At 68.5% G+C, this 20590-nt stretch carries 20 protein-coding genes; 9 read left to right on the top strand and 11 right to left on the bottom strand.

The window, feature by feature from the left end; genetic code table 11:
• The first annotated feature begins 22 nt into the window (after positions 1–22).
• The 6 genes from ndk (at position 23) to proB (ending at position 6874) form a co-directional block, all read left to right on the top strand.
• Positions 23–433, top strand: coding sequence for a nucleoside-diphosphate kinase (ndk, locus tag AC5Y2S_RS13440; protein WP_499956624.1), 411 nt, complete (start codon positions 23–25; stop codon positions 431–433).
• Positions 434–773: 340 nt separating this feature from the next.
• The gene (rne, locus tag AC5Y2S_RS13435) at positions 774–3488 is read left to right on the top strand and encodes a ribonuclease E (protein ID WP_499956623.1); all 2715 of its coding nucleotides are present in this window, start codon (positions 774–776) and stop codon (positions 3486–3488) included.
• A 196-nt stretch (positions 3489–3684) separates the two neighbouring features.
• The gene (rplU, locus tag AC5Y2S_RS13430; RefSeq protein ID WP_067007977.1) at positions 3685–3996 is read left to right on the top strand and encodes a 50S ribosomal protein L21; all 312 of its coding nucleotides are present in this window, start codon (positions 3685–3687) and stop codon (positions 3994–3996) included.
• A gap of 10 nt (positions 3997–4006) precedes the next feature.
• Positions 4007–4273 (top strand): 50S ribosomal protein L27, encoded by a 267-nt coding sequence (gene rpmA / locus AC5Y2S_RS13425; RefSeq protein ID WP_067007979.1) that lies wholly within the window; start codon positions 4007–4009, stop codon positions 4271–4273.
• A gap of 58 nt (positions 4274–4331) precedes the next feature.
• Positions 4332–5774 carry a GTPase ObgE gene (gene obgE, locus AC5Y2S_RS13420; protein WP_499956622.1) on the top strand — a complete coding sequence of 481 codons (1443 nt, stop codon included), beginning with the start codon at positions 4332–4334 and terminating at the stop codon, positions 5772–5774.
• Positions 5771–6874: a glutamate 5-kinase gene (proB, locus tag AC5Y2S_RS13415; protein ID WP_499956621.1), complete on the top strand. Its 1104-nt coding sequence runs from the start codon at positions 5771–5773 to the stop codon at positions 6872–6874. The genes obgE and proB overlap by 4 nt, the downstream gene beginning before the upstream one ends.
• A 4-nt stretch (positions 6875–6878) precedes the next feature.
• On the opposite strand, the gene AC5Y2S_RS13410 is transcribed toward proB, so the two are convergent.
• Entirely contained in the window at positions 6879–7298 is a 420-nt protein-coding gene (locus tag AC5Y2S_RS13410) for a DUF5313 domain-containing protein (protein ID WP_499956620.1), read from the bottom strand.
• A gap of 23 nt (positions 7299–7321) precedes the next feature.
• A complete protein-coding gene (locus tag AC5Y2S_RS13405; protein ID WP_499907431.1) occupies positions 7322–7807 on the bottom strand; it encodes a MarR family winged helix-turn-helix transcriptional regulator in 486 nt (161 codons plus the stop codon).
• A gap of 143 nt (positions 7808–7950) precedes the next feature.
• Between AC5Y2S_RS13405 and AC5Y2S_RS13400 the strand changes: the two genes are divergently transcribed.
• Positions 7951–9846, top strand: a complete 1896-nt coding sequence (locus tag AC5Y2S_RS13400; RefSeq protein ID WP_499956619.1) for a propionyl-CoA synthetase — start codon at positions 7951–7953, stop codon at positions 9844–9846.
• 9 nt (positions 9847–9855) lie between these two features.
• Here the strand turns inward: AC5Y2S_RS13400 and AC5Y2S_RS13395 are convergent, their stop codons facing one another.
• Positions 9856–10506, bottom strand: a complete 651-nt coding sequence (locus AC5Y2S_RS13395; RefSeq protein WP_499956618.1) for a TetR/AcrR family transcriptional regulator — start codon at positions 10504–10506, stop codon at positions 9856–9858.
• A gap of 103 nt (positions 10507–10609) precedes the next feature.
• Between AC5Y2S_RS13395 and AC5Y2S_RS13390 the strand changes: the two genes are divergently transcribed.
• Complete coding sequence (locus AC5Y2S_RS13390) at positions 10610–11875, top strand: cytochrome P450 (RefSeq protein WP_499956617.1); 1266 nt, start codon at positions 10610–10612, stop codon at positions 11873–11875.
• On the opposite strand, the gene AC5Y2S_RS13385 is transcribed toward AC5Y2S_RS13390, so the two are convergent.
• Both AC5Y2S_RS13385 and AC5Y2S_RS13380 read right to left on the bottom strand, forming a co-directional pair.
• Positions 11872–12762, bottom strand: coding sequence for an SIR2 family NAD-dependent protein deacylase (locus AC5Y2S_RS13385; RefSeq protein WP_499956616.1), 891 nt, complete (start codon positions 12760–12762; stop codon positions 11872–11874). The two genes, AC5Y2S_RS13390 and AC5Y2S_RS13385, sit on opposite strands and share 4 nt — an antisense overlap.
• 24 nt (positions 12763–12786) lie before the next feature.
• The gene (locus tag AC5Y2S_RS13380) at positions 12787–13326 is read right to left on the bottom strand and encodes a cysteine hydrolase family protein (protein WP_499956615.1); all 540 of its coding nucleotides are present in this window, start codon (positions 13324–13326) and stop codon (positions 12787–12789) included.
• Positions 13327–13385: 59 nt separating this feature from the next.
• On the opposite strand from AC5Y2S_RS13380, the gene AC5Y2S_RS13375 reads away from it, so the two are divergent.
• Entirely contained in the window at positions 13386–15428 is a 2043-nt protein-coding gene (locus AC5Y2S_RS13375) for an NAD(+) synthase (RefSeq protein ID WP_499956614.1), read from the top strand.
• Here the strand turns inward: AC5Y2S_RS13375 and AC5Y2S_RS13370 are convergent.
• The 6 genes from AC5Y2S_RS13370 to AC5Y2S_RS13345 form a co-directional block, all read right to left on the bottom strand.
• Positions 15425–15715, bottom strand: coding sequence for a hypothetical protein (locus tag AC5Y2S_RS13370; RefSeq protein ID WP_499956613.1), 291 nt, complete (start codon positions 15713–15715; stop codon positions 15425–15427). The genes AC5Y2S_RS13375 and AC5Y2S_RS13370 overlap by 4 nt on opposite strands.
• 161 nt (positions 15716–15876) lie before the next feature.
• On the bottom strand, positions 15877–16422 hold the full coding sequence (locus tag AC5Y2S_RS13365; RefSeq protein ID WP_499956612.1) for a YbhB/YbcL family Raf kinase inhibitor-like protein: 546 nt from the start codon (positions 16420–16422) through the stop codon (positions 15877–15879).
• On the bottom strand, positions 16422–16982 hold the full coding sequence (locus AC5Y2S_RS13360) for a LeuD/DmdB family oxidoreductase small subunit (RefSeq protein WP_499956611.1): 561 nt from the start codon (positions 16980–16982) through the stop codon (positions 16422–16424). Before AC5Y2S_RS13360 ends, AC5Y2S_RS13365 begins: the two co-directional genes overlap by 1 nt.
• The gene (locus tag AC5Y2S_RS13355) at positions 16979–18226 is read right to left on the bottom strand and encodes a 3-isopropylmalate dehydratase large subunit (protein WP_499956610.1); all 1248 of its coding nucleotides are present in this window, start codon (positions 18224–18226) and stop codon (positions 16979–16981) included. Before AC5Y2S_RS13355 ends, AC5Y2S_RS13360 begins: the two co-directional genes overlap by 4 nt.
• A complete protein-coding gene (locus tag AC5Y2S_RS13350; RefSeq protein WP_499956609.1) occupies positions 18217–19104 on the bottom strand; it encodes an isocitrate lyase/PEP mutase family protein in 888 nt (295 codons plus the stop codon). The genes AC5Y2S_RS13355 and AC5Y2S_RS13350 overlap by 10 nt, the downstream gene beginning before the upstream one ends.
• A 10-nt stretch (positions 19105–19114) precedes the next feature.
• Positions 19115–20545 carry an MmgE/PrpD family protein gene (locus AC5Y2S_RS13345; protein WP_499956608.1) on the bottom strand — a complete coding sequence of 477 codons (1431 nt, stop codon included), beginning with the start codon at positions 20543–20545 and terminating at the stop codon, positions 19115–19117.
• Between the last annotated feature and the right edge of the window lie 45 nt (positions 20546–20590).

Here is a 20590-nt window from a genome sequence, read left to right as displayed (position 1 = left end):
TCGGTTATGTACGCTGTGCGCCGTGACCGAACGGACGCTGGTACTGATCAAGCCCGACGCCGTCGAGCGGCATCTGATCGGCGAGATCATCGGCCGCATCGAGCGGAAAGGCCTCACCATCGCGGCGCTGCAGCTCAGGCACGTCAGCGAGGAGTTGGCCGGCCAGCACTACGCGGAGCACGAGGGCAAGCCCTTCTTCGGATCGTTGCTGGAGTTCATCACCTCGGGCCCGGTAGTCGCGGCGATAGTGGAGGGGCCGCGCGCGATCGCGGCGTTTCGGCAGGTCGCGGGTGGTACCGACCCGGTGGACAAGGCCACCCCCGGCACGATTCGGGGCGATTTCGGGCTGGAGACGCAGTTCAACCTGGTGCATGGGTCCGATTCGGCCGATTCCGCCAAGCGCGAGATCGCGCTCTGGTTTCCCGGAATTTAGCGCTGGGACGATAGGGCCGCACCAGGGGCCCCGTCGGCGTTTGCTGACGCGCGCGGATCGGGCGCGAGTGGGCACTGGAAGTGATGTGGGATACTGACAGCGGGTGAACGTCGCCGGACCGGCTTCGGACACCCGAATGAAGACTTCGACAAGCGCGACCATCGCGATCCCGCGATGTTGCGCCGCATGTCAGGCCTACATTCAGCACGGCGCCGAGTGAGTTCTTCCTGAGCCGCTCGGGGCAAGACCATCACAAGCCTGGGAGAAGTGACCCGGGCCTATAGCGAAGCCCTCGCGTGGCCGCGTCGAAAAGACGCGCCCGGGGGCTAAAGGAGAATACGTGGCAGACAGTGCACCACCCACAGACTCGTCGCGAGAGCCGGCCCGGAACGAGGACCTGCCGGACCGCCTGAGAGTCCACCAGCTGGCGCGGGCGCTGGGGAGCACCAACAAAGAGGTGCTGGCGGCGCTCAACGCCATTGACGGGCGGGACCGCAACGTGCACTCCGGCGTGGACCGCGAGGACGCCATCAAGGTGCGCGAATTGCTCTTCGCCCAACCCCTGCCGAACATCCCGGGCTTCAGCAGCGCGGCCGCCGCAGAACAACCGCTGCTGCTCGATGCCTCAAGCGCGGGAAGGGATTACATGCCGGTGTTCGTCGCGCCACAGCCGGTCGAGACCGGCGGCGACCGCGACACCGACCGGGACTATTCGGCCGCCGACTCCGACGATTCCGACGCCGACGACGACGAGCAGGCCGACCGGCCCGCCAACCGGCGGCGGCGTCGCGGCCGCCGTGGCCGTGGCCGCGGTCGTGGCGAACAGGGCGGACCCGACGGCCAGGACGCCGACGATGACGCCGACGAGGACGCCGACGAGGACGATGCCGACGGCGGCGACGACGAGAACGGGTCCTCGGAGGCCGCCAGCCGGCGCCGCCGCAGGCGGCGACGGCGCAAGTCGGGAGCCGATGACGACAACGACGAGGGTCCGTCGCCCGACGACCCGCCGAACACCGTGGTGCACGAGCGCCCGCCGCGCAGCGGCAAGAACGGCAGGGACGAGAACGGCAGCTCCACCGGCGAGATCAAGGGCATCGACGGCTCCACCCGGCTCGAGGCCAAGCGGCAACGCCGCCGCGACGGGCGCGACGCCGGGCGGCGCCGCCCGCCGGTGCTGACCGAGGCCGAGTTCCTGGCGCGCCGCGAGGCCGTCGAACGGATGATGGTCGTGCGCGACCGGGTCCGCACCGAGCCGCCGCACCCCGGCGCGCGCTATACCCAGATCGCGGTGCTGGAAGACGGCATCGTCGTCGAACACTTCGTGACCTCCGCCGCCTCCGCCTCGTTGGTGGGCAACATCTACCTCGGGATCGTGCAGAACGTGCTGCCCTCGATGGAGGCGGCCTTCGTCGACATCGGCCGCGGCCGCAACGGCGTCCTCTACGCCGGCGAGGTCAACTGGGAGGCCGCCGGGCTGGGCGGGTCGGACCGCAAGATCGAACAGGCCCTCAAACCCGGCGACTACGTCGTCGTGCAGGTCAGCAAGGACCCGGTCGGCCACAAGGGCGCCCGGTTGACCACACAGGTGTCACTGGCCGGCCGTTACCTGGTCTACGTGCCGGGCGCGTCGTCGACCGGGATCAGCCGCAAGCTGCCCGACACGGAACGCCAGCGGCTCAAGGAGATCCTGCGCGAGGTGGTGCCGTCCAACGCCGGGGTGATCATCCGCACCGCGTCCGAGGGGGTCAAAGAGGAGGACATCCGCAAGGACGTCACCCGCCTGCAGGAACGCTGGGAACAGATCGAGGCCAAGGCCGCCGAGACCAAGCAGAAGGCCGCGGGCGCCGCGGTGTCGCTCTACGAAGAGCCCGACGTGTTGGTCAAGGTCATCCGCGACCTGTTCAACGAGGACTTCGCCGGACTGATCGTCTCCGGCGACGAGGCCTGGAACACGATCAACGAGTACGTGAATTCCGTTGCACCAGAGCTGGTTTCGAAACTCACCAAGTACGAGCCCGCCGCCGGACCGGACGACGCGAGCGGACCGGATGTGTTCGCGGTGCACCGCATCGACGAACAGCTCGCCAAGGCGATGGACCGCAAGGTGTGGCTGCCGTCGGGCGGCACCCTGGTGATCGACCGGACCGAGGCGATGACGGTCGTCGACGTCAACACCGGCAAGTTCACCGGGTCCGGGGGAAACCTCGAGCAAACCGTCACCAAGAACAACCTCGAGGCGGCCGAGGAGATCGTGCGCCAGCTGCGGCTGCGCGACATCGGCGGCATCGTGGTCATCGACTTCATCGACATGGTGCTGGAGTCCAACCGGGACCTGGTGCTGCGCCGGCTGACCGAGTCGCTGGCCCGTGACCGCACCCGCCATCAGGTTTCCGAGGTGACGTCCCTGGGCCTGGTCCAACTGACCCGCAAGCGCCTGGGAACCGGTCTCCTCGAGGCCTTCTCGTCGTCGTGCCCGAACTGCGGCGGCCGCGGCCTGCTGCTGCACAGCGATCCCGTCGATTCGGCCCCGTCGAACGGGCGCAAGTCCGAATCCGGTGGCCGCCGGGGCAGGCGGTCGAAGAAGAAGGGGGCCGAGGAGCCCACCGTGGCCAAGGTGCTGCCGGCCCACGCCCCTGGTGAACACCCGATGTTCAAGGCGATGGCGGCGGGCGCCTCCGGGACGTCGGAAGCGGCCGGCGAGAGCGACGGGGAAGCCGAGGAGTCCGCCGAGGAAGTCACCGCCCAGGTCGACGGCGAAATCGAAGAGCCGGCTACCGCGGCCCTGGTCGACAACGAGCCGGAGGACTTCGAGGACAACGGAGACGACAGGGACGACGAGGACGAGGACGACCTCGACGACGATGACGACGACCTCGATGACGAGGACCTCGACCTGGACGACGATGACGATGAGGACGACGAGGACGACGACGACCTGGACGACGACGATTCCGAGGACCGCGGGGCCGGTGACGCCGGACCGGCTTTCGGCCGTCCGCGCCGTCGCCGCGCGGCAGGCAGGCCGGCCGGCCCGCCGATCCATGTGGACTGACCTGCGCCGCCCCGAGCGGTTACGCGAGCCGGTTTGACCCTGTAGCCGCTGGTCACGTACCCTTAGACAGTTGTCGTCAGGCCGAGCGACGAGGGTTCGGCCGGCGAGCGGGACACATGGGCCCGCGCCAAGCACCCACCACGCGCACACCGGCAGGTGGCTACGCGCGCGAAGCGAGAAAGAGGCAGGAGCAACGATGGCGACGTACGCAATCGTCAAGACCGGCGGCAAGCAGTACAAAGTCGCCGTCGGAGACGTCGTCAAGGTCGAGAAGCTCGACTCCGAGCCGGGTTCGAACGTCACGCTGCCGGTCGCCCTGGTGGTCGACGGCGCCAAGGTCACCAGCGACGCCGCCGCGCTGGCCAAGGTCGCGGTGACCGGCGAGGTGCTCGAGCACACCAAGGGGCCCAAGATCCGCATCCACAAGTTCAAGAACAAGACCGGCTACCACAAGCGTCAGGGCCACCGTCAGCAGCTGACGGTCCTGAAGGTCACCGGGATCAAGTAGCGAGGACCACATGGCACACAAAAAGGGCGCTTCCAGCTCGCGCAACGGCCGCGACTCCGCCGCGCAGCGGCTGGGCGTGAAGCGGTTCGGCGGCCAGGTCGTCAAGGCCGGCGAGATCATCGTCCGCCAGCGCGGCACCAAATTTCATCCCGGCGTCAACGTCGGGCGCGGCGGCGACGACACGTTGTTCGCCAAGGAATCCGGGGCCGTCGAGTTCGGGACCAAGCGCGGGCGCAAGACCGTCAGCATCGTCGCGGCCGGGCAGACCGCCGACTAGGCGTCTGTGCGCGGGCTCCGGCCCGCATCGGCGCCCGCGGTAGTTGAGAGGACCCTCGATGCCCCGGTTTGTCGATCGCGTCGTCATCCACGCGCGCGCGGGTTCGGGCGGTAACGGCTGCGCGTCGGTCCACCGCGAGAAGTTCAAGCCGCTCGGCGGGCCCGACGGCGGCAACGGGGGCCGCGGCGGCAGCATCGTGTTGGTCGTCGACCCGCAGGTGCACACCCTGCTGGACTTCCACTTTCATCCGCACGTCACCGCGCCCTCGGGCAAGCAGGGGATGGGCAACAACCGCGACGGCGCCGCCGGCGCGGACCTGGAGGTCAAAGTCCCCGACGGCACAGTCGTGCTAGACGAGCGCGGCCGCCTGCTCGCCGACCTGGTGGGCTCCGGCACCCGCTTCGAGGCGGCCGCCGGTGGCCGCGGCGGCCTCGGCAACGCCGCGCTGGCATCGCGCGCCCGCAAGGCGCCCGGCTTTGCCCTGCTCGGCGAGCCGGGCCAGGCCCGCGATTTGACGCTGGAGCTCAAGACCGTCGCCGACGTTGGCCTGATCGGGTTTCCCTCGGCCGGGAAATCCTCGCTGGTGTCCGCGATTTCGGCGGCCAAACCGAAGATCGCCGACTACCCGTTCACCACGCTGGTGCCCAACCTCGGTGTCGTCTCGGCGGGCGAGCACACCTTCACCGTCGCCGACGTGCCCGGGCTGATCCCGGGGGCGTCCGAGGGGCGCGGCCTGGGCTTGGAATTCCTCCGCCACATCGAGCGGTGCGCGGTGCTGGTACACGTGGTGGATTGCGCCACCGCCGAACCGGGCCGCGACCCGATCTCGGACATCGACGCGCTGGAAGCCGAACTCGCCGCGTACACGCCGACGCTGCAGGGGGACGCGGTGCTGGGTGATCTGGCCGAGCGGCCGCGGGCGGTGGTGCTCAACAAGATTGACGTGCCCGAGGCGCGCGAGCTCGCCGAATTCGTCCGCGACGAGATCGCCGAGCGTGGCTGGCCGGTGTTCCTGGTGTCGACCATCGCGCGGGAGGGCTTGCAGCCCTTGGTCTTTGGGCTCTGGCGGATGATCTCGGAGTACAACACGACGCGGCCCCAGATCGTGCCGCGCCGCCCGGTGATCCGTCCGCTGCCCGTCGACGACAGTGGCTTCACCGTCGAGCCCGACGGGCAGGGCGGGTTCGTCGTCACCGGGGCACGGCCCGAGCGGTGGGTCGGCCAGACCAATTTCGACAACGACGAGGCGGTGGGTTATCTCGCCGACCGCCTCGCGCGCCTCGGTGTCGAGGACGAACTGCTGAAGCTCGGCGCGAAACCGGGCTGCGCCGTGACCATCGGGGAGATGACGTTCGACTGGGAGCCGCAAACGCCGGCGGGAGAACATGTTGCGCTGTCCGGCCGCGGCACCGACGCGCGGCTGGAACGCACCGAACGAATCGGGGCCGCCGAGCGCAAGGCCGCCCGGCGCCAGCGTCGCCAACACGGTGACGAACAATGAGCGCCCACCGCGAAACCATCCGAACCGCGCGCAGCCTCGTGGTCAAGGTCGGGACCAACGCGCTGACCACGCCGTCCGGGGTGTTCGACGCCGGTCGGCTGGCCGGGCTGGCCGACGCCATCGAGACGCGAATGAAGGCCGGTACCGACGTCGTCATCGTGTCGTCGGGCGCCATCGCGGCGGGCATCGAGCCGCTCGGATTATCGCGTCGCCCAAAGGATTTGGCAACCAAGCAAGCCGCGGCCAGCGTCGGCCAGGTCGCGCTGGTCAACTCGTGGAGCGCGGCGTTCGCCCGCTACGGCCGCACGGTCGGGCAGGTGCTGCTAACGGCGCACGACATTTCGGTGCGGGCCTCGCACACCAACGCCCAGCGGACCCTGGATCGGCTGCGCGCGCTGCATGCGGTGGCGATCGTCAACGAAAACGACACGGTGGCAACCAACGAGATCCGGTTCGGCGACAACGACCGGCTCTCGGCGCTGGTGGCCCACCTGGTGGGCGCCGAGGCGCTGGTGCTGCTCTCCGACATCGACGGACTCTACGACTCCGATCCGCGGAAAACCAAGGGCGCCAGGTTCATCCCCGAGGTGTCCGGCGCGTCCGACCTGGACGGCGTCGTCGCCGGGCCGGGCAGTGACCTGGGCACCGGCGGGATGGCGTCGAAGATGTCGTCGGCCCTGCTGGCCGCCGACGCCGGCGTCCCGGTGCTGCTGGCCGCGGCGGCCGACGCCGCCACCGCGCTCAGCGACGCCTCGAGCGGAACGGTGTTCGCGCCTCGGCCGGTTCGGATGTCGGCCCGCCGGTTCTGGGTACGCTACGCCGCCGAGGCGGCCGGGTCGCTGACGCTGGACGAGGGCGCGGTGCGCGCGGTGGTGGCCCAACGCCGCTCGCTGCTGGCCGCCGGCATCACCACCGTCGCGGGCCGGTTCTACGCCGGGGACGTCGTCGAACTGCGCGGACCGGACGCGGCCATGGTGGCTCGGGGCGTGGTCGCTTACGACGCGACCGAACTGGCCACCATGATGGGCCGGTCGACCTCCGACCTGCCCGGTGAGCTGCGCCGGCCGGCGGTGCACGCCGACGACCTGGTCGCGGTGTAGGCGGCTAAGTAAACGGGTTGCTGTTGTCCTGCCACGCGGCCGATTCGGGACGCGGCCCGTAGCGGCGTGCGTAGTCCTCGTGCATCTTCGATTCTTTCTCGCGTTTGATCACGTCGACCAGGTTCGGGTCGAGGCCATGCTGCGCCAGCCGGTGCCGGCGCCAGACCTTGTTCAGCGCAAGCGAGATGAGTAGCGCCCAGACATAGAGCGGCACCGTCATCTCCGTGTGGACGTACAGTGACGCGGGCAGCAGCCAGAACGGCGCGAGCACGAACAGCGGCGGTATTGCCCACCGAACCATGTGCCGGCGCACGGCTCCCGGGCCCGCCAGATCGTTCGCGACCCAGCTGCGCATGGAATCCGGTAGGCACCGGCCGTACGAATAGCCGATGTATTGCCAAAGGTTGGGCTTGGTGGTGCTCATGCTCGCTCCCGTTGGTGGGTTTATCAGGACTGTAGTGTCCCGGCCGCCACGGCGGCCGAGTTGATGCGGGTCAGCACCTGATGCAGGTGCCGAAGTTCGTCCATGTCGACGCCGAGGCGGGCGACAACGGCGGGCGGAATCTTCAGCGCGCGCCGCCGCAAGGCGGTGCCGCTGTCGGTCAGTTCGACGTCGGTGGAGCGCTCGTCGACGGCGCTTCGGGTACGGGTGACCAGGCCCAGCGCCTCCAAGCGCTTGAGCATCGGCGACAACGTCGCGGAATCCATCTGCAGCGTGGAGGCAATGTCCTTGACCGACAGCGGTTTCCGCGGACCGGCCTTCTGGTGATCCCAGAGCGTCAGCATGACCAGATACTGCGGATGCGTCAGCCCCAACGGCTCCAGCAGCGGACGGTAGACCGCCAACACGGCGCGGTTGGTGATGCTCAGCGCGAAACAGACCTGCTGCTCGAGGGCGAGTGGGTCGATTTCGGGTGCGGTCGGCGCGGCCATGCTCGCATCGTACCCTAATAGTTAGCGTCCTAACTATGTTGTCGTGGTCACAGGCGGCGCTCAAGCACCCAATGGCCCTATCGTCCCGCGGGATCCGGTCATATCATCTGGCATCGGTCACCTTCGTCCGGCAGAGGAATTAAATGAACGGTTATCGCGAGCTCTACCAGTCCAGCCTCGATGATCCGACGGCATTCTGGGCCGGGGCCGCGTCGGCCGTGACATGGATCCGGTCGCCACAACGGATCCTCGACGACAGTCACCCGCCGTTCTACCGCTGGTTTCCCAACGCGGAACTGAACACGTGCGCCAACGCGCTCGACCGGCACGTCGATGCCGGCCGCGGCAGCGCGCCGGCGCTGATCTACGACTCACCCGTCACGGCCACCAAGCGCACCTTCTCGTATTCCGAATTGTTGGACCTCACATCGCGTTTCGCCGGGGTCCTGCGTGACCTGGGAGTGGGCAAAGGCGACCGCGTGGTCATCTACATGCCGATGATTCCCGAAGCCGTGATCGCCATGCTGGCGTGCGCCCGGATCGGCGCCGTGCATTCCGTCGTCTTCGGGGGATTTTCCGCGCACGAACTCGCCGCCCGGATCGACAACGCCCGTCCCACGGTGATCGTTTCGGCGTCGTGCGGCATCGAGCCGACCCGGTTGGTCGAGTACAAACCGATGCTCGACGCGGCGATCGACGCCAGTGCGCATCCGCCGCGGCACTGCGTCATCGTCCAACGAGAGCAGCTGCGCTGCGTCATGGTCGAAGGGCGCGACCACGACTGGGAGACGCTGATCGGCCGGGCCGAACCGGCGCCGGCCGTCGCTGTCGCCGCGACGGACCCGCTGTACATCCTCCACACCTCGGGCACGACGGGACGGCCCAAGGGCGTGATGCGAGACAACGGGGGCCACGCGGTCGCGCTGCTGTGGAGCATGCGCCACATCTACGACATCGGCCCCGGCGACGTCTTCTGGGCGGCCTCAGACATCGGCTGGGTCGTCGGCCACTCCTACATCGTCTACGGCCCCCTGCTCGCGGGCGCCACCACCGTGCTCTACGAGGGCAAGCCGGTGGGAACCCCCGACCCCGGCGCCTTCTGGCGCGTGATCACCGAGCACGGCGTCAAGGCGCTCTTCACCGCGCCGACCGCCATTCGCGCGATCCGCAGGGACGACCCCGACGGCGCCTGGCTTCAGCAATACGACCGCGCCGGCCTGCAGTCGCTGTTCCTGGCCGGCGAGCGCCTCGACCCCGACACGTACCTCTGGGCGTCGGAGAAACTCGGCGTTCGCGTCATCGACCACTGGTGGCAGACCGAGACGGGTTGGGCCATCGCGGCCAATCCGATTGGTGCGGAGGAGCTTCCGGTCAAGCCCGGTTCGCCGGGCGTGCCCATGCCGGGCTACCAGGTGGCGATTCTTCAGCCCGACGGCACCGGCTGCTCACCCGCTGAGGAGGGTGCGATCTGCCTGAGTCTGCCGCTCCCGCCCGGGACCTTCCCGACGCTCTGGCAGGACGACGCACGGTACGAATCGTCATACCTGTGTGAGCATCCCGGCTACTACCTGACCGGCGACGGCGGATATGTCGACGAGGACGGCTACCTGTTCGTCATGGGCCGGATTGACGACGTGATCAACGTGGCCGGCCACCGGCTGTCCACCGGCGCATTGGAAGCGGTGCTGGCGTCCCATCCCGCCGTGGCCGAAGCCGCTGTCATCGGCGTCGCCGACGACATCAAGGGCCAGATCCCGCGCGGATTCGTCGTCCTGCAGGCCGGGTCGGCGCGGGACGGGCTGGAAGACGAGTTGGTCGCGTTGGTCCGTGACGAGATCGGCGCGGTCGCGTGCCTGAAGCGGGTCGACATCGTCTCGGCGTTGCCGAAGACGCGCTCCGGCAAGATCCTCCGTAAGGCGATGCACCGGATTGCGCACGGTCACGACGACGAGATGCCCGCCACCATCGAGGATCCCAACGTGCTGCATGCCCTGCGCCCGGTTCTGGCGCCGGTGGCCGAGGCGGGGAGCCGCGGGTAGCGGCCGAATTCAGCCCGGCGTTATCGGCTTGAGATACAGTGCGCCCCAAATGATTTGCGCCAGGGACTCGGCCAGTTCGGCGTCGTAGGTGTCCGGAGCTGTCGGAAGATTTTGCTGGCAGGCCCGCTCGACCATCCAGGTCAGCGCGCTGGCCGTGGTGGTCGGGGGCAGGTCGGGGCGGATGGATCCGTCGGCCTGGCCGTCCTCGATGACACGGGTCACCCGGCCGGTGATGGCGGTCAGCAGATTTCGGTAGGTCGCCCCCACCACGGGGTCGTAACCCGCCATTTCGTTCAGTGCGACGAGCACCGGTTGGTGGCGCCGGTAGTTTCCGATGATTCCGGCCATGGCCGCGCGGACGTCGTCGGGATCGTGTCGCCACGCCATGCTCCACCACCGGTCCGCGCTGGAGGCGAGGTCGGCGAACACCTGGCCGGCCAGCCGGCGCAGTAGGTGGCCCTTGTCCTCGAAGTAGATGTAGAAGCTGGCGCGCGAGATGCCGGCCTCGCTCGATAGCCGGTCCACGCTGAGCTCGGTGAAACTGGCGCCGTCGCGCATCAGCCGCTCGGTGGCGTCCAGCAACCGGCGTTCGTGCTGTTCTCGCCGCTGCTGGCGCCCTTGTTCGCGATTGGCCTGCGGCTTCCGGGTGACCGACGCCATTTGCTCAGCTTAGCGGCTAGTTCGACATCTTGACTAGACACTACGTCTAAGCATACTGTCGATCGCAGTATGTGACTGGGGTCATAACCAGGGAGGAGCGACGATGACCGTGGCGACCGGGGTGTCCAGCAGCCGTGCCTACGACGCGATCGATCTGTCGTCGCGCGCCTTCTGGTCCACGACCGCCGCGGACCGGGAGCGCTCGTTCGCGGTGCTGCGGGCCGAGCGCCCGGTCAGCTGGCACCGTCCGGTCGAGGCTTCCCTGATGCCCGACCCCGACGACCCCGGCTACTGGGCCGTCACCCGGCGCGCGGACATCGTCGCGGTCAGCCGCAACAACGAGGTCTTCCTGTCCGGCAGGGGGGTGATCTTCGAGAACGTCCCCGTGGAGCTGCTCGAAGCCTCGCAGTCCTTCCTCGCGATGGACCCGCCGCGACACACCAAGCTGCGCAAGCTGGTCAGCGCCGCCTTCACCCCGAGGCAGGTCCGCCGTATCGAGGACTCGATCAAGTCGAACGCCAAGACCATCGTCGAAGAGCTGCGCGCCGCCGGCAGCGGCGCCGATTTCGTGGACCACTGCGCCAAGCAACTGCCCATCCGCACGCTGTCGGACATGGTGGGGATTCCGGAGTCCGAGCGCGAGCGCGTCGCGCATGCCGCCGACGCTCTGGTGTCGTGGGCCGACCCCGTCTACCTCGACGGCCGCAACCCGCTGGAGGTGTTGGTCGAGAACCAGATGTACCTCCACCAGGTCGCCGGCACCCTGGCCGCCGACCGGCGCGAGCGGCCCGGCGAGGACCTGTTCAGCGGCCTGGTGAACGCCGAGGTGGACGGCGACCGGCTATCGGATGCCGACGTTTCCGCGTTCTTCGTGTTGCTTGCCGTGGCCGGCAACGACACCACCCGGCAGACCACCAGCCACGCGATGAAGGCGCTCACCGACTTTCCCGAGCAGCGGGCCTGGCTGCGCGAGGACTTCGCCAACCGGATCGGCACGGCGGTCGAGGAGTTCATCCGCTGGGCGACGCCGGTTATGACCTTTCGCCGCACGGCGGCCACGGATGTGGAGCTGGGCGGTGAGAGCATCCGGGCGGGCGAGAAGGTGGTGATGTTCTATCCGTCGGGGAACTGGGACACCGAGGTGTTCGATCACCCCGACCGGCTGGATCTGAGCCGGGATCCCAACCCCCACATCGGATTCGGCGGCGGCGGTGTGCACTTCTGCCTCGGCGCCCATGTGGCCCGGGCGCAGCTGCGCGCCATCTTCGGCGAATTGCTGGCTCAGCTGCCCGAACTTCAGGCGGGCGAACCGGCATACGTGCCGGGCAATTTCATCCACGCCATCCGCAGCATGCCGTGCACGTTCTAACGCGCCGCCGCCGGCGATAACTCGTCAACCAACAACGTCAGCAGCTCGGAGCAGCCGCCGTCGACCTTCACGGTGGCCAGGTCGTCCCCGCGGGTGGGGCCGCGGTTGACGATGGCGATTGGGAGGCCCAGCGCGGCGGCGTGCCGCACGAACCGGTAGCCGGAGAACACCGTCAGCGACGATCCGGCGACCAGCAGCGCGTCCGCCTCGTTGACCAACGAATATGCTTCCGCCACAATATCTTTGGGTACGCTCTCGCCGAAGTAGACGATGTCGGGCTTGAGCATGCCGCCGCAGCGCGGGCAGTCGAGGTAGCGGAACGACGCGGTGTCGGCGATGACGGCGTCGGCGTCGGGAGCCACCGCCAACCCGCCCACGGCCTCCGCGCGCTCGATGAACCCCGGGTTGAGCGCCTCGAGTTGTTCGGCGAGCGCGGCCCGGCTCATCCCGTACCGGCAGCCCAGGCAGACCACCCGCGCGTAGGTGCCGTGCAGGTTGACGACGTTTCGGCTGCCGGCCTTGGTGTGCAGCAGGTCGACGTTCTGGGTGATCACCCCGGTCACCACCGAGGCGCGCTCGAGCGCGGCCAGCGCTCGGTGCCCCGCGTTGGGCGCGGTGTGGTCCATGTGCCGCCACCCGACGTGGTTGCGCGCCCAGTACCGCTGCCGGAACAGCGGATCCGAGGTGAACTGGCCGATGGTCATGGGGTTGCTCGGCGGCGAATCGGGGCCGCGGTAGTCGGGGATGCCCGAGTCGGTGGACATCCCGGCACCGGTCAGCACCGCGACCCGGCGGCCGGCGAGCAGCGCCACGAGTTCCGGCGATTCCACGAGTCCAGGGTAGCGAGCGTGCGTGTTTGTCCGCCCACACGCCGAAAAGGCCGGCATTCTGGGCACGCTCGCGCCAGAGCGTCAACCGAGGCAGTCGGCTGCCGTGGTGAGCTCGGCGGACATGTTCTGCTGCATCATCTGCAGCGCCGCTTTGCCCAGATCGGCGTCGATGTGGGCGATCGCGTCGGTCGGGATCACGACGGGGAAGTGGCGCACGTAGGCGTCGAGCGCGGTGTAGAGGATGCACTGCTCGGTGACCTGGCCGGTGAGGATCAACCGCTTGGTCTCCAGCCGACCGAGCAGATAGGCCAGCGCCGTCGCGTAGAACGCGCTGTGCCGGACCTTCGTCATCACCCGGCAGTCCTCGCTCGGCACGATCGGCTTGATCAGGTCGGGCCGCGCCCCATCCAGCGCGGATCCGACGATGTCGGAGAACTGGGCGGTGAAATCGCCGTAGTTGTCGTTGACGTAGACCACGTCGACGCCGTCGGCGTCCCGCGCCCGGCGGATCAGGTCGGCGAGCGGGTCCATGATTTTCTCGACATTGGGTATCAGATCCTCAGCGTCGGGATGCTGGTACGTGTTCATCATGTCGACCACGACGACGGCGGTATCGCTCATGCCGTTGGGGATACCCGGCGGCGACGAGTTGACAACCGTCGGGCGACAATGGGAGGGTCATGGACTTTTACAACGCCTACCAGCAGGGTTTTGTCCGCGTCGCCGCCTGCACGCACCACACCGCGATCGGCGACCCGGCGGCCAACGCAGAGTCGGTGCTGCGGTTGGCAAGCCAATGCCACGACGACGGCGTCGCGGTGGCCGTCTTCCCGGAGCTGACGCTGTCCGGGTACTCCATCGAGGACATCGTCCTGCAAGACCTCCTGCTCGACGACGTCGAAGCCGCCGTCGCCGACGTAGTGGCGGCGTCGGCCGACCTGCTGCCTGTGCTGGTCGTCGGCGCCCCGCTGCGTTACCGGCATCGCGTCTACAACACCGCGGTGGTCATCCACCGCGGCGAGGTGCTCGGCGTCGCGCCCAAGTCCTACCTGCCCACCTACCGCGAGTTCTACGAGCGCCGCCAGCTCGCGCCCGGCAACGACGAGCGCGGCATCATCCGCATCGGCGAGCTCGAGGCCCCGTTCGGTCCCGATCTGCTGTTCGCCGCGTCCGACCTGCCGGGCTTCGTGTTGCACGTCGAAATCTGCGAGGACATGTTCGTGCCGATCCCGCCCAGCGCGGAGGCGGCGCTGGCGGGGGCGACGGTGCTGGCCAACCTGTCCGGCAGCCCGATCACGATCGGGCGCGCCGAGGACCGTTGCCTGCTGGCGCGCTCGGCGTCGTCGCGGTGCCTGGCCGCCTACCTGTACGCCGCCGCGGGGGAGGGCGAATCGACCACCGACCTGGCCTGGGACGGCCAGACCATGGTCTGGGAGAACGGCGTGCTGCTCGCCACGTCCGAACGTTTCCCGAAAGGGGAGCGGCGCAGCGTCGCCGACGTCGACCTCGAGCTGCTTCGCTCCGAACGGCTGCGGATGGGCACCTTCGACGACAACCGGCGCCACCACCGGACGGCGGCGGAGTCGTTCCGGCGCATCGAGTTCCGGCTCGACCCTCCCGCCGGCGACATCGGACTGCGCCGCGAGATCGAGCGCTTCCCGTTCGTGCCGGCCGATCCGCAACGGCTGGAACAGGATTGCTACGAGGCCTACAACATTCAGGTCTCGGGGCTCGAGCAGCGGCTGCGCGCGCTGAACTACCCCAAGGTGGTCATCGGGATTTCCGGCGGACTGGATTCGACACACGCGCTGATCGTCGCCGCCCGCGCGATGGACCGCGAGGAACGGCCGCGCAGCGACATTCTGGCGTTCACGCTGCCGGGCTTCGCGACGGGAGATCGCACCAAGCGCAATGCGATCGAGCTGTGCCGCGCGCTGGGCGTCACCTTCGCCGAGATCGACATCACCGAGACCGCGCAGCTCATGCTCAAGGAGATCGACCACCCGTTCTCGCGCGGCGAGAAGGTCTACGACGTCACCTTCGAAAACGTCCAGGCCGGCCTGCGCACCGATTACCTGTTCCGGCTGGCCAACCAGCGCGGCGGGATCGTGCTGGGCACCGGTGACCTCTCGGAGCTGGGGCTGGGCTGGTCGACGTACGGCGTCGGCGACCAGATGTCGCACTACAACGTCAACGGCGGCGTGCCCAAGACGCTGATCCAGCACCTGATCCGCTGGGTCATTTCGTCGGGCCAGTTCGAATCGGACGTGTGCGAGGTGCTGCAGTCGGTGCTGGACACCGAGATCACGCCGGAACTCGTCCCGAGCGGCGAGGAGGAAGAGCTGCAGAGCAGCGAGGCCAAGGTCGGACCGTTTGCCCTGCAGGACTTTTCGCTCTTCCATGTGCTGCGCTTCGGGTTCCGGCCGTCGAAGATCGCCTTCCTGGCGTGGCACGCCTGGAGCGACCCCGAGCAGGGCAACTGGCCACCGGGTTTCCCCGAGGACAAGCGACCGTCCTACTCGCTCAAGGAGATCCGGCACTGGCTGGGCGTGTTCGTGCAACGGTTCTACTCGTTCAGCCAGTTCAAGCGCTCAGCCCTGCCTAACGGCCCCAAGGTGTCGCACGGCGGCGCGCTGTCGCCGCGCGGCGATTGGCGTGCCCCCTCCGACATGTCGGCGCGCATCTGGCTCGACGAGATCGAGCGCGAAATCCCCGATGACTAGTTCTTCTCGCCGTCAGCCTTGCTCAGTGCCCGGTCTGCAGTCGCGACCAAGTTACGGTTGAACTGGTATTGGGCGGCAACGAGCCGGTCCGCGAGTTCGATTGCGGCGTCGACGATCTTGGTGCGTAGCGGTTGGACCGCCTGCGGGATTGCCTCATCGAGGGTTTTGTGGAATGCCCGGAGTGCGTCGGCGGCAGCGTTTTGTCCTGCCTTCGCCGATTCACGTACCTCATCGAGCAGGTCGGTCGAACGCGATGCTACGGTCTTCGCTTCGGTCGTCTGCGCCATGCTAATTCCTTTCCTGGTGGGTTTCGATCTGTCGTCGACGCTATTCGGCGCGGCAGCCAGGCAATACTGACGAAGGTCCCATCGGGGCTGCCGTTGGTCTTCAATGTTGGCCGGGACACCTGCGTGGCGAGTTTGCGTTTCTGATCTGTCCCCGGAGCTTGTTAGCGTTCGTAGGTGCCGATTAACGTGCCGCGGGCCAGTACATGCCCGGCCATCGCGGCCAGCAGGGCCTTGGCCGTGGTGACAGTGCCGGGAATGGGCTCGTCGATCGCGAACACTTGAAACCGGTAACGGTGCGGCCCGTGGCCGGGAATCGGGCGCGGGCCGGCGTAACCGCGGTGCCCTAGATCGGCTCGGACGAAACGTATTCCGTTGGTCCCCGACCGCAAAGCACCGGCGACGACGCTTTCCAGCGTGGGCTCGAGCACCGCCACGGTGTGCAGCAGCGGCCGGGGCAGCGGAACGTCGACGTCGTCCATCACGAGCACCAGCTGCCGCGCCCCCGCCGGCACCCCGTCCCAACTCAGCGGCGGCGAGGCGTTCTCGCCGACGCCCTTGCCCGCGCTGGACGGCGGCATCGGGCCGCCGTCGTCGAACGCCGGGCTGGTTACCGTGATGGACTGGGGCGCGTCAAAAGCTTCGCCGGCCAACGGGCTTCGGTGCGCTCCCGCGCGGACGCCGCGGAACAGCCGTCCCAGCGGAGCCATCACGCGCCGCTTCCGGCGCCGCGCATGGCAACCGCGCTCGACCGCAGGACGTCGCCGAGCTCGGCCGGCAGGTAGCCGCGTTCCGCCAGCCGCGGCAGCACGCCGCCGCTTTCGATGATCTCGAGGATCAAATCGGGCAGCTTGGGGACGCTGCCCGAGTCCCCCGTGGTGTCGTTTCGCCAGGTGCCCGCGGTCAGGTCGAAGGTCGCGGTGTCGCCCTCGCGGAACACCTCGGTGGCGTTGGGCACGGTCATCGCCGGCAGGCCGGCGTTGACGGCGTTGCGAAAGAACAACGAATTGAATTCCTCGGCGACGAGGCCGGCGACGCCGAGCTCGGCGAACAGGGCCGCGACCGGACGCGACGATCCGAGCCCGAAGTTCTTGCCCGCCACCACGATGTCGCCCGGTGAGACCTCGTCGGTCCACCCCGGGCGCACCTCGTAGAAGATGTGCTTGGCCGCCTCGGGCGGGTCCATCTTCATGGCGAACGCCGGATACATGGCGTCGGTGTTGAGGTTGTCGCCGAACACCCACAGCTTCCCGCTGAACGAGATCGTCATGCCGTCACGCTCCTTGGGTCCGTGATGTAGCCGGTGATCGCGGACGCGGCGACGGTCGCCGGTGAGGCCATGAAGATTTCCGCTTCGGTGCTGCCCATGCGTCCGGTGAAATTGCGGGTGCTCGACGTGATGCACACCTCGCCGGGGCCCACCACGCCCATGTGGTAGCCGAAACACGCGCCGCACGTCGAGTTGGTGATCACTGCGCCGGCGTCCGCGAGGTTCTGCAAGTACCCCAACCGCATGGCCTCCCGGTACACCGCCTGCGAGGCGGGAGTGACCAGCAGCCGCACCCCGGGTGCGACGGTCCTGCCGCGCAACACTTCCGCGGCGATCTCGAGATCCTCGAGTTGGCCGTTCGCGCACGACCCGATGAACGCCTGGTCCACCTTCTGCCGATCCAGCCGCGACACGGGCACCCCGTTGCGGCTCACGGTGCCCGGCCGCGCGACATAGGGTTCCAACGTCGACAGGTCGATGCGCCGGACCTCGCGGTAGTTGGCATCGGGATCCGGTGCGGCAGCGTCATATCCGGTGACGCCGGCATGCTCGAGGTAGCGCGCGAGCACCGCGTCCGGTTCGAACGTGCTGAAATCGGCCGACACCTCGGCGCCCTGGGTGGCGATGGTGCGCCGATCGTGCATCGGGATGCCGGCCAGGCCCGGGCCGCCGAATTCCAGGTTCAGGTTGGGCGCGTCGCCGTATTCGTTGGCGATGTGCAGGAAGACGTCCTTGCCGCTCACCGCGTTCGGTTTGACTCCGCCGAGTTCGTAGCGGATGGTCGGCGCGACCTGGAACCACGTCGTGCCGGTGCACATGATCGAGTACACCTCCGCCGGGCCCAGGCCGCGGGCGGCGGTGTTGTAGGCGCCGGCGGCGCACGTGTGAGAGTCGGTGCAGGCCAGGATCTCTCCCGGGCGCGCCAGCCCGTTCTCGGCGATGACCTGGTGGCAGATGCCGTGCCGGCCCACGTCGTAGAAGCGCTCGATGCCGAAGTCGGCGACGAACTTTCGGGCATGCCCGCCACCGGCGGCGTCCTTGATCGTCGGGGCGGGCACGGCGTGGTCCATGACGACCGCCAGCTTGTCGGGGTCGTGAATCCGGTTGGGTGGTATCCACATGGTGGCGAACTGCAGGTCGATGAGGACGGTCATGTCGACGTCGACCACCACGGTGTCGCCCGGCGACACGGAGTCGAGGCCGGCCTTGCGGGCGAAGATCTTTTCGACGACGGTCATGCCCATGAGCGGTCCTCGGTGTGTGCGTACTTGTCGTCGAGGGCGAGCCACTCCGCCATGCCGACCAGATTGAAGAAGTCTCCGGGACTGTTGGGCAGATGGGCGGCGGCGTCCGTGCCGTTGAGTTCGCAAAGGCCTTGCAGCATGCCCCATGTCGCCTGAATCAGCAGGTTGCTGGGATGGATCGCGATCGCGTAACCCAACTCCTGCAGCCGCGACGCGGACTGCAGCGGCGTCATGCCGCCGAGCACCAGATTGATCAGCAGCGGAGCATCGACTTCGCGAGCGATGCGCTCGATTTCGCCGGCGTCCTGGGGAGCCTCGACAAAGATGATGTCGGCGCCCGCTTGCGCGTAACGGTTGGCGCGCTCGATCGCGGCGTCCAGGCCGAGCGGGGCGCGGGCATCGGTGCGGGCCACCACCAGCAGGGCGTCGTCGGACCGGGCGTCCAGCGCCGCGGCGAGCGTCTGTTCGAATGCCGCGGCGTCGACGACCTGCTTGTCCGGCAGGTGACCGCACCGCTTGGGAAACACCTGGTCTTCCAACTGGATAGCCGCGACGCCGGCCGCGTCGTAGGACCGGACCGTGCGTACCACGTTCATGGGCGCGCCATAGCCGGTGTCGGCGTCCGCGATCAGCGGAATGTCGCCCAGCGCGTCGGCGATCATCCGGACCCGGTCGGCCATTTCGGTCGCGGTGACCAGCCCGATGTCGGGCAGACCGAAACCCGACGCCGCGACGCCGGCGCCGGTCATGTACGCCGCGACGTGGCCCGTCCGTTTGGTCAGCTGCGCGGAGATCCCGTCGAAAATGCCTGGCGCGACGATGAGTTCACGCTTCGCAAGCAGATCTTTCAGCCGTCGGCGGGCCGATGTCGTGGCCATCTCCGTCCTTTCAGTCCAATGCCCCCGCGACGGGGGCGGCGAGAAGGTCGACCAGCAGGCCGATGTTGTCGAGGTTGTCCAGCCCGATCACCGCGCGCTCGATCGCGTCGGCGCGCCCGCGGCTGGTGACCCGGCCGGTGAGCGCGTGGAACTTCGCCACCAGCTCACCGTTGGTGACGGGGTCGTTGGGCGCGCCATGCGGCAGGTCCACACGGGCGTGATGCACGGCGCCATCGCGAGTGGTCACCACGACCTCGGTGCGGAACTTCTCGGTGATATCGGCGTGGGCCAAGGACTCGTCGAGGTGCACGGTCGTCGCGGCGATCAGCGACCAGATGTCATCGGAATCGAGGCGGTCGGGCGTGAATTGCTCGGGCAGTACGTTGCCGTCGAGCAGCGCCGCCGCGATCGCGTATCCGATGTTCATCTGAGCGCCGATCGGGGTGAGCGGCCGCTCGGGCCGCCACCACCCGTGGTTGTAGACGGTCTCGCCGACGGTGACATCGATCGCTGAGATATCTTCCGGTGCAACCGAAATGCGCAACTGTCTGGCGGCGTCGATCGCGCCGTGCAGGCCGCCCATCGCGGCGTAGGACTTGACCATGATGATTGCGGTTTCCCAGCGCTGGCCGAGCTGCCCGGTGAGCAGCGCGGCGTCGGGATCGTGGCCCTCGCCGAAAACGCTGAGAAACCCGCCGTATTCGCGCTCGAACACCCGCTTGATGCCGGTGTAGCCGGCCGCCGCAAGGCCGGCGGCGTAGAAGCCGTTGCGTGCCGCCAGGCCGTGATGCATGCGCTTGCTCATGGCCTCGTACTGCGCGGCCATCAGCCCCGCGGACTGGGTGCCGGCCAGGCCGAGGGCGTCCTCCAGTTGCGCCGGCGACAGGCCGCGCAGCTTGCCTGACGCCATGGCCGCCGAGTGGGTGCCGAAGACCGAGCCGGAATGCCAGCCGCGGTCGAGCATCTGGGTGCCGTGCAGCGTGTAGCCGACGCGGGGGCCGACCTCGAACCCGACGATCGCCGCCAGCAGCATGTCGGCGCCGGTCGTGGCCACCGGCCGCGTCGACGCCGTCGACAGCAGCGCCGGGATGAGCAGGGAGCAGCCGTGCAGCGGGGCCAGGGGATGGAAGTCGTCGAGCTCGAATCCCTGGATGAAGGTGCCGTTGAGGACCGCGGCCGCGGGCGCGCCGGCCGTGCGCCCGGTGCCGAGCACCGGGGTGTCGCCGGGGCCCTCCATGGCGAACACCGCGTCGGTGGCGACGCGAGACCAGGGCAATTGAGCCCCGACCAGTGCGCAACCCAGGCCGTCCAACAGCAGGTGTTTGGCCCGCTCCACCACGGTCGGCGGGACGTCGTCGAGCGCGAGATCGGCGACCCAGGTGGCCAGCCGGCCGGTCGGCCCCGCCGGATCGGTGGCGGGTTGCTGTTGCACCGCGGTCATCGTGTCTTCCCCGAAATCATCAGTTGTTATATACATATAACAACT

This window comes from Mycobacterium sp. NGS69 (assembly GCF_059812165.1).
Note: the sequence above shows the minus strand (reverse complement) of the source record. Positions and strands in the feature narration are given on the sequence as shown.

Coding starts and splice junctions, on each gene's coding strand:
- proB (WP_499956621.1), top strand. CDS start 5,771: ATGAGCGCCCACCGCGAAACCATCCGAACCGCGCGCAGCCTCGTGGTC.
- obgE (WP_499956622.1), top strand. CDS start 4,332: ATGCCCCGGTTTGTCGATCGCGTCGTCATCCACGCGCGCGCGGGTTCG.
- rpmA (WP_067007979.1), top strand. CDS start 4,007: ATGGCACACAAAAAGGGCGCTTCCAGCTCGCGCAACGGCCGCGACTCC.
- AC5Y2S_RS13400 (WP_499956619.1), top strand. CDS start 7,951: ATGAACGGTTATCGCGAGCTCTACCAGTCCAGCCTCGATGATCCGACG.
- AC5Y2S_RS13390 (WP_499956617.1), top strand. CDS start 10,610: ATGACCGTGGCGACCGGGGTGTCCAGCAGCCGTGCCTACGACGCGATC.
- AC5Y2S_RS13410 (WP_499956620.1), bottom strand. CDS start 7,298: ATGAGCACCACCAAGCCCAACCTTTGGCAATACATCGGCTATTCGTAC.
- AC5Y2S_RS13350 (WP_499956609.1), bottom strand. CDS start 19,104: ATGGCCACGACATCGGCCCGCCGACGGCTGAAAGATCTGCTTGCGAAG.
- rplU (WP_067007977.1), top strand. CDS start 3,685: ATGGCGACGTACGCAATCGTCAAGACCGGCGGCAAGCAGTACAAAGTC.
- AC5Y2S_RS13360 (WP_499956611.1), bottom strand. CDS start 16,982: ATGACGATCTCGTTCAGCGGGAAGCTGTGGGTGTTCGGCGACAACCTC.
- AC5Y2S_RS13385 (WP_499956616.1), bottom strand. CDS start 12,762: ATGCCGGCCTTTTCGGCGTGTGGGCGGACAAACACGCACGCTCGCTAC.
- AC5Y2S_RS13395 (WP_499956618.1), bottom strand. CDS start 10,506: ATGGCGTCGGTCACCCGGAAGCCGCAGGCCAATCGCGAACAAGGGCGC.
- AC5Y2S_RS13355 (WP_499956610.1), bottom strand. CDS start 18,226: ATGGGCATGACCGTCGTCGAAAAGATCTTCGCCCGCAAGGCCGGCCTC.
- AC5Y2S_RS13370 (WP_499956613.1), bottom strand. CDS start 15,715: ATGGCGCAGACGACCGAAGCGAAGACCGTAGCATCGCGTTCGACCGAC.
- AC5Y2S_RS13405 (WP_499907431.1), bottom strand. CDS start 7,807: ATGGCCGCGCCGACCGCACCCGAAATCGACCCACTCGCCCTCGAGCAG.
- AC5Y2S_RS13380 (WP_499956615.1), bottom strand. CDS start 13,326: ATGAGCGATACCGCCGTCGTCGTGGTCGACATGATGAACACGTACCAG.
- AC5Y2S_RS13345 (WP_499956608.1), bottom strand. CDS start 20,545: ATGACCGCGGTGCAACAGCAACCCGCCACCGATCCGGCGGGGCCGACC.
- AC5Y2S_RS13365 (WP_499956612.1), bottom strand. CDS start 16,422: ATGGCTCCGCTGGGACGGCTGTTCCGCGGCGTCCGCGCGGGAGCGCAC.
- AC5Y2S_RS13375 (WP_499956614.1), top strand. CDS start 13,386: ATGGACTTTTACAACGCCTACCAGCAGGGTTTTGTCCGCGTCGCCGCC.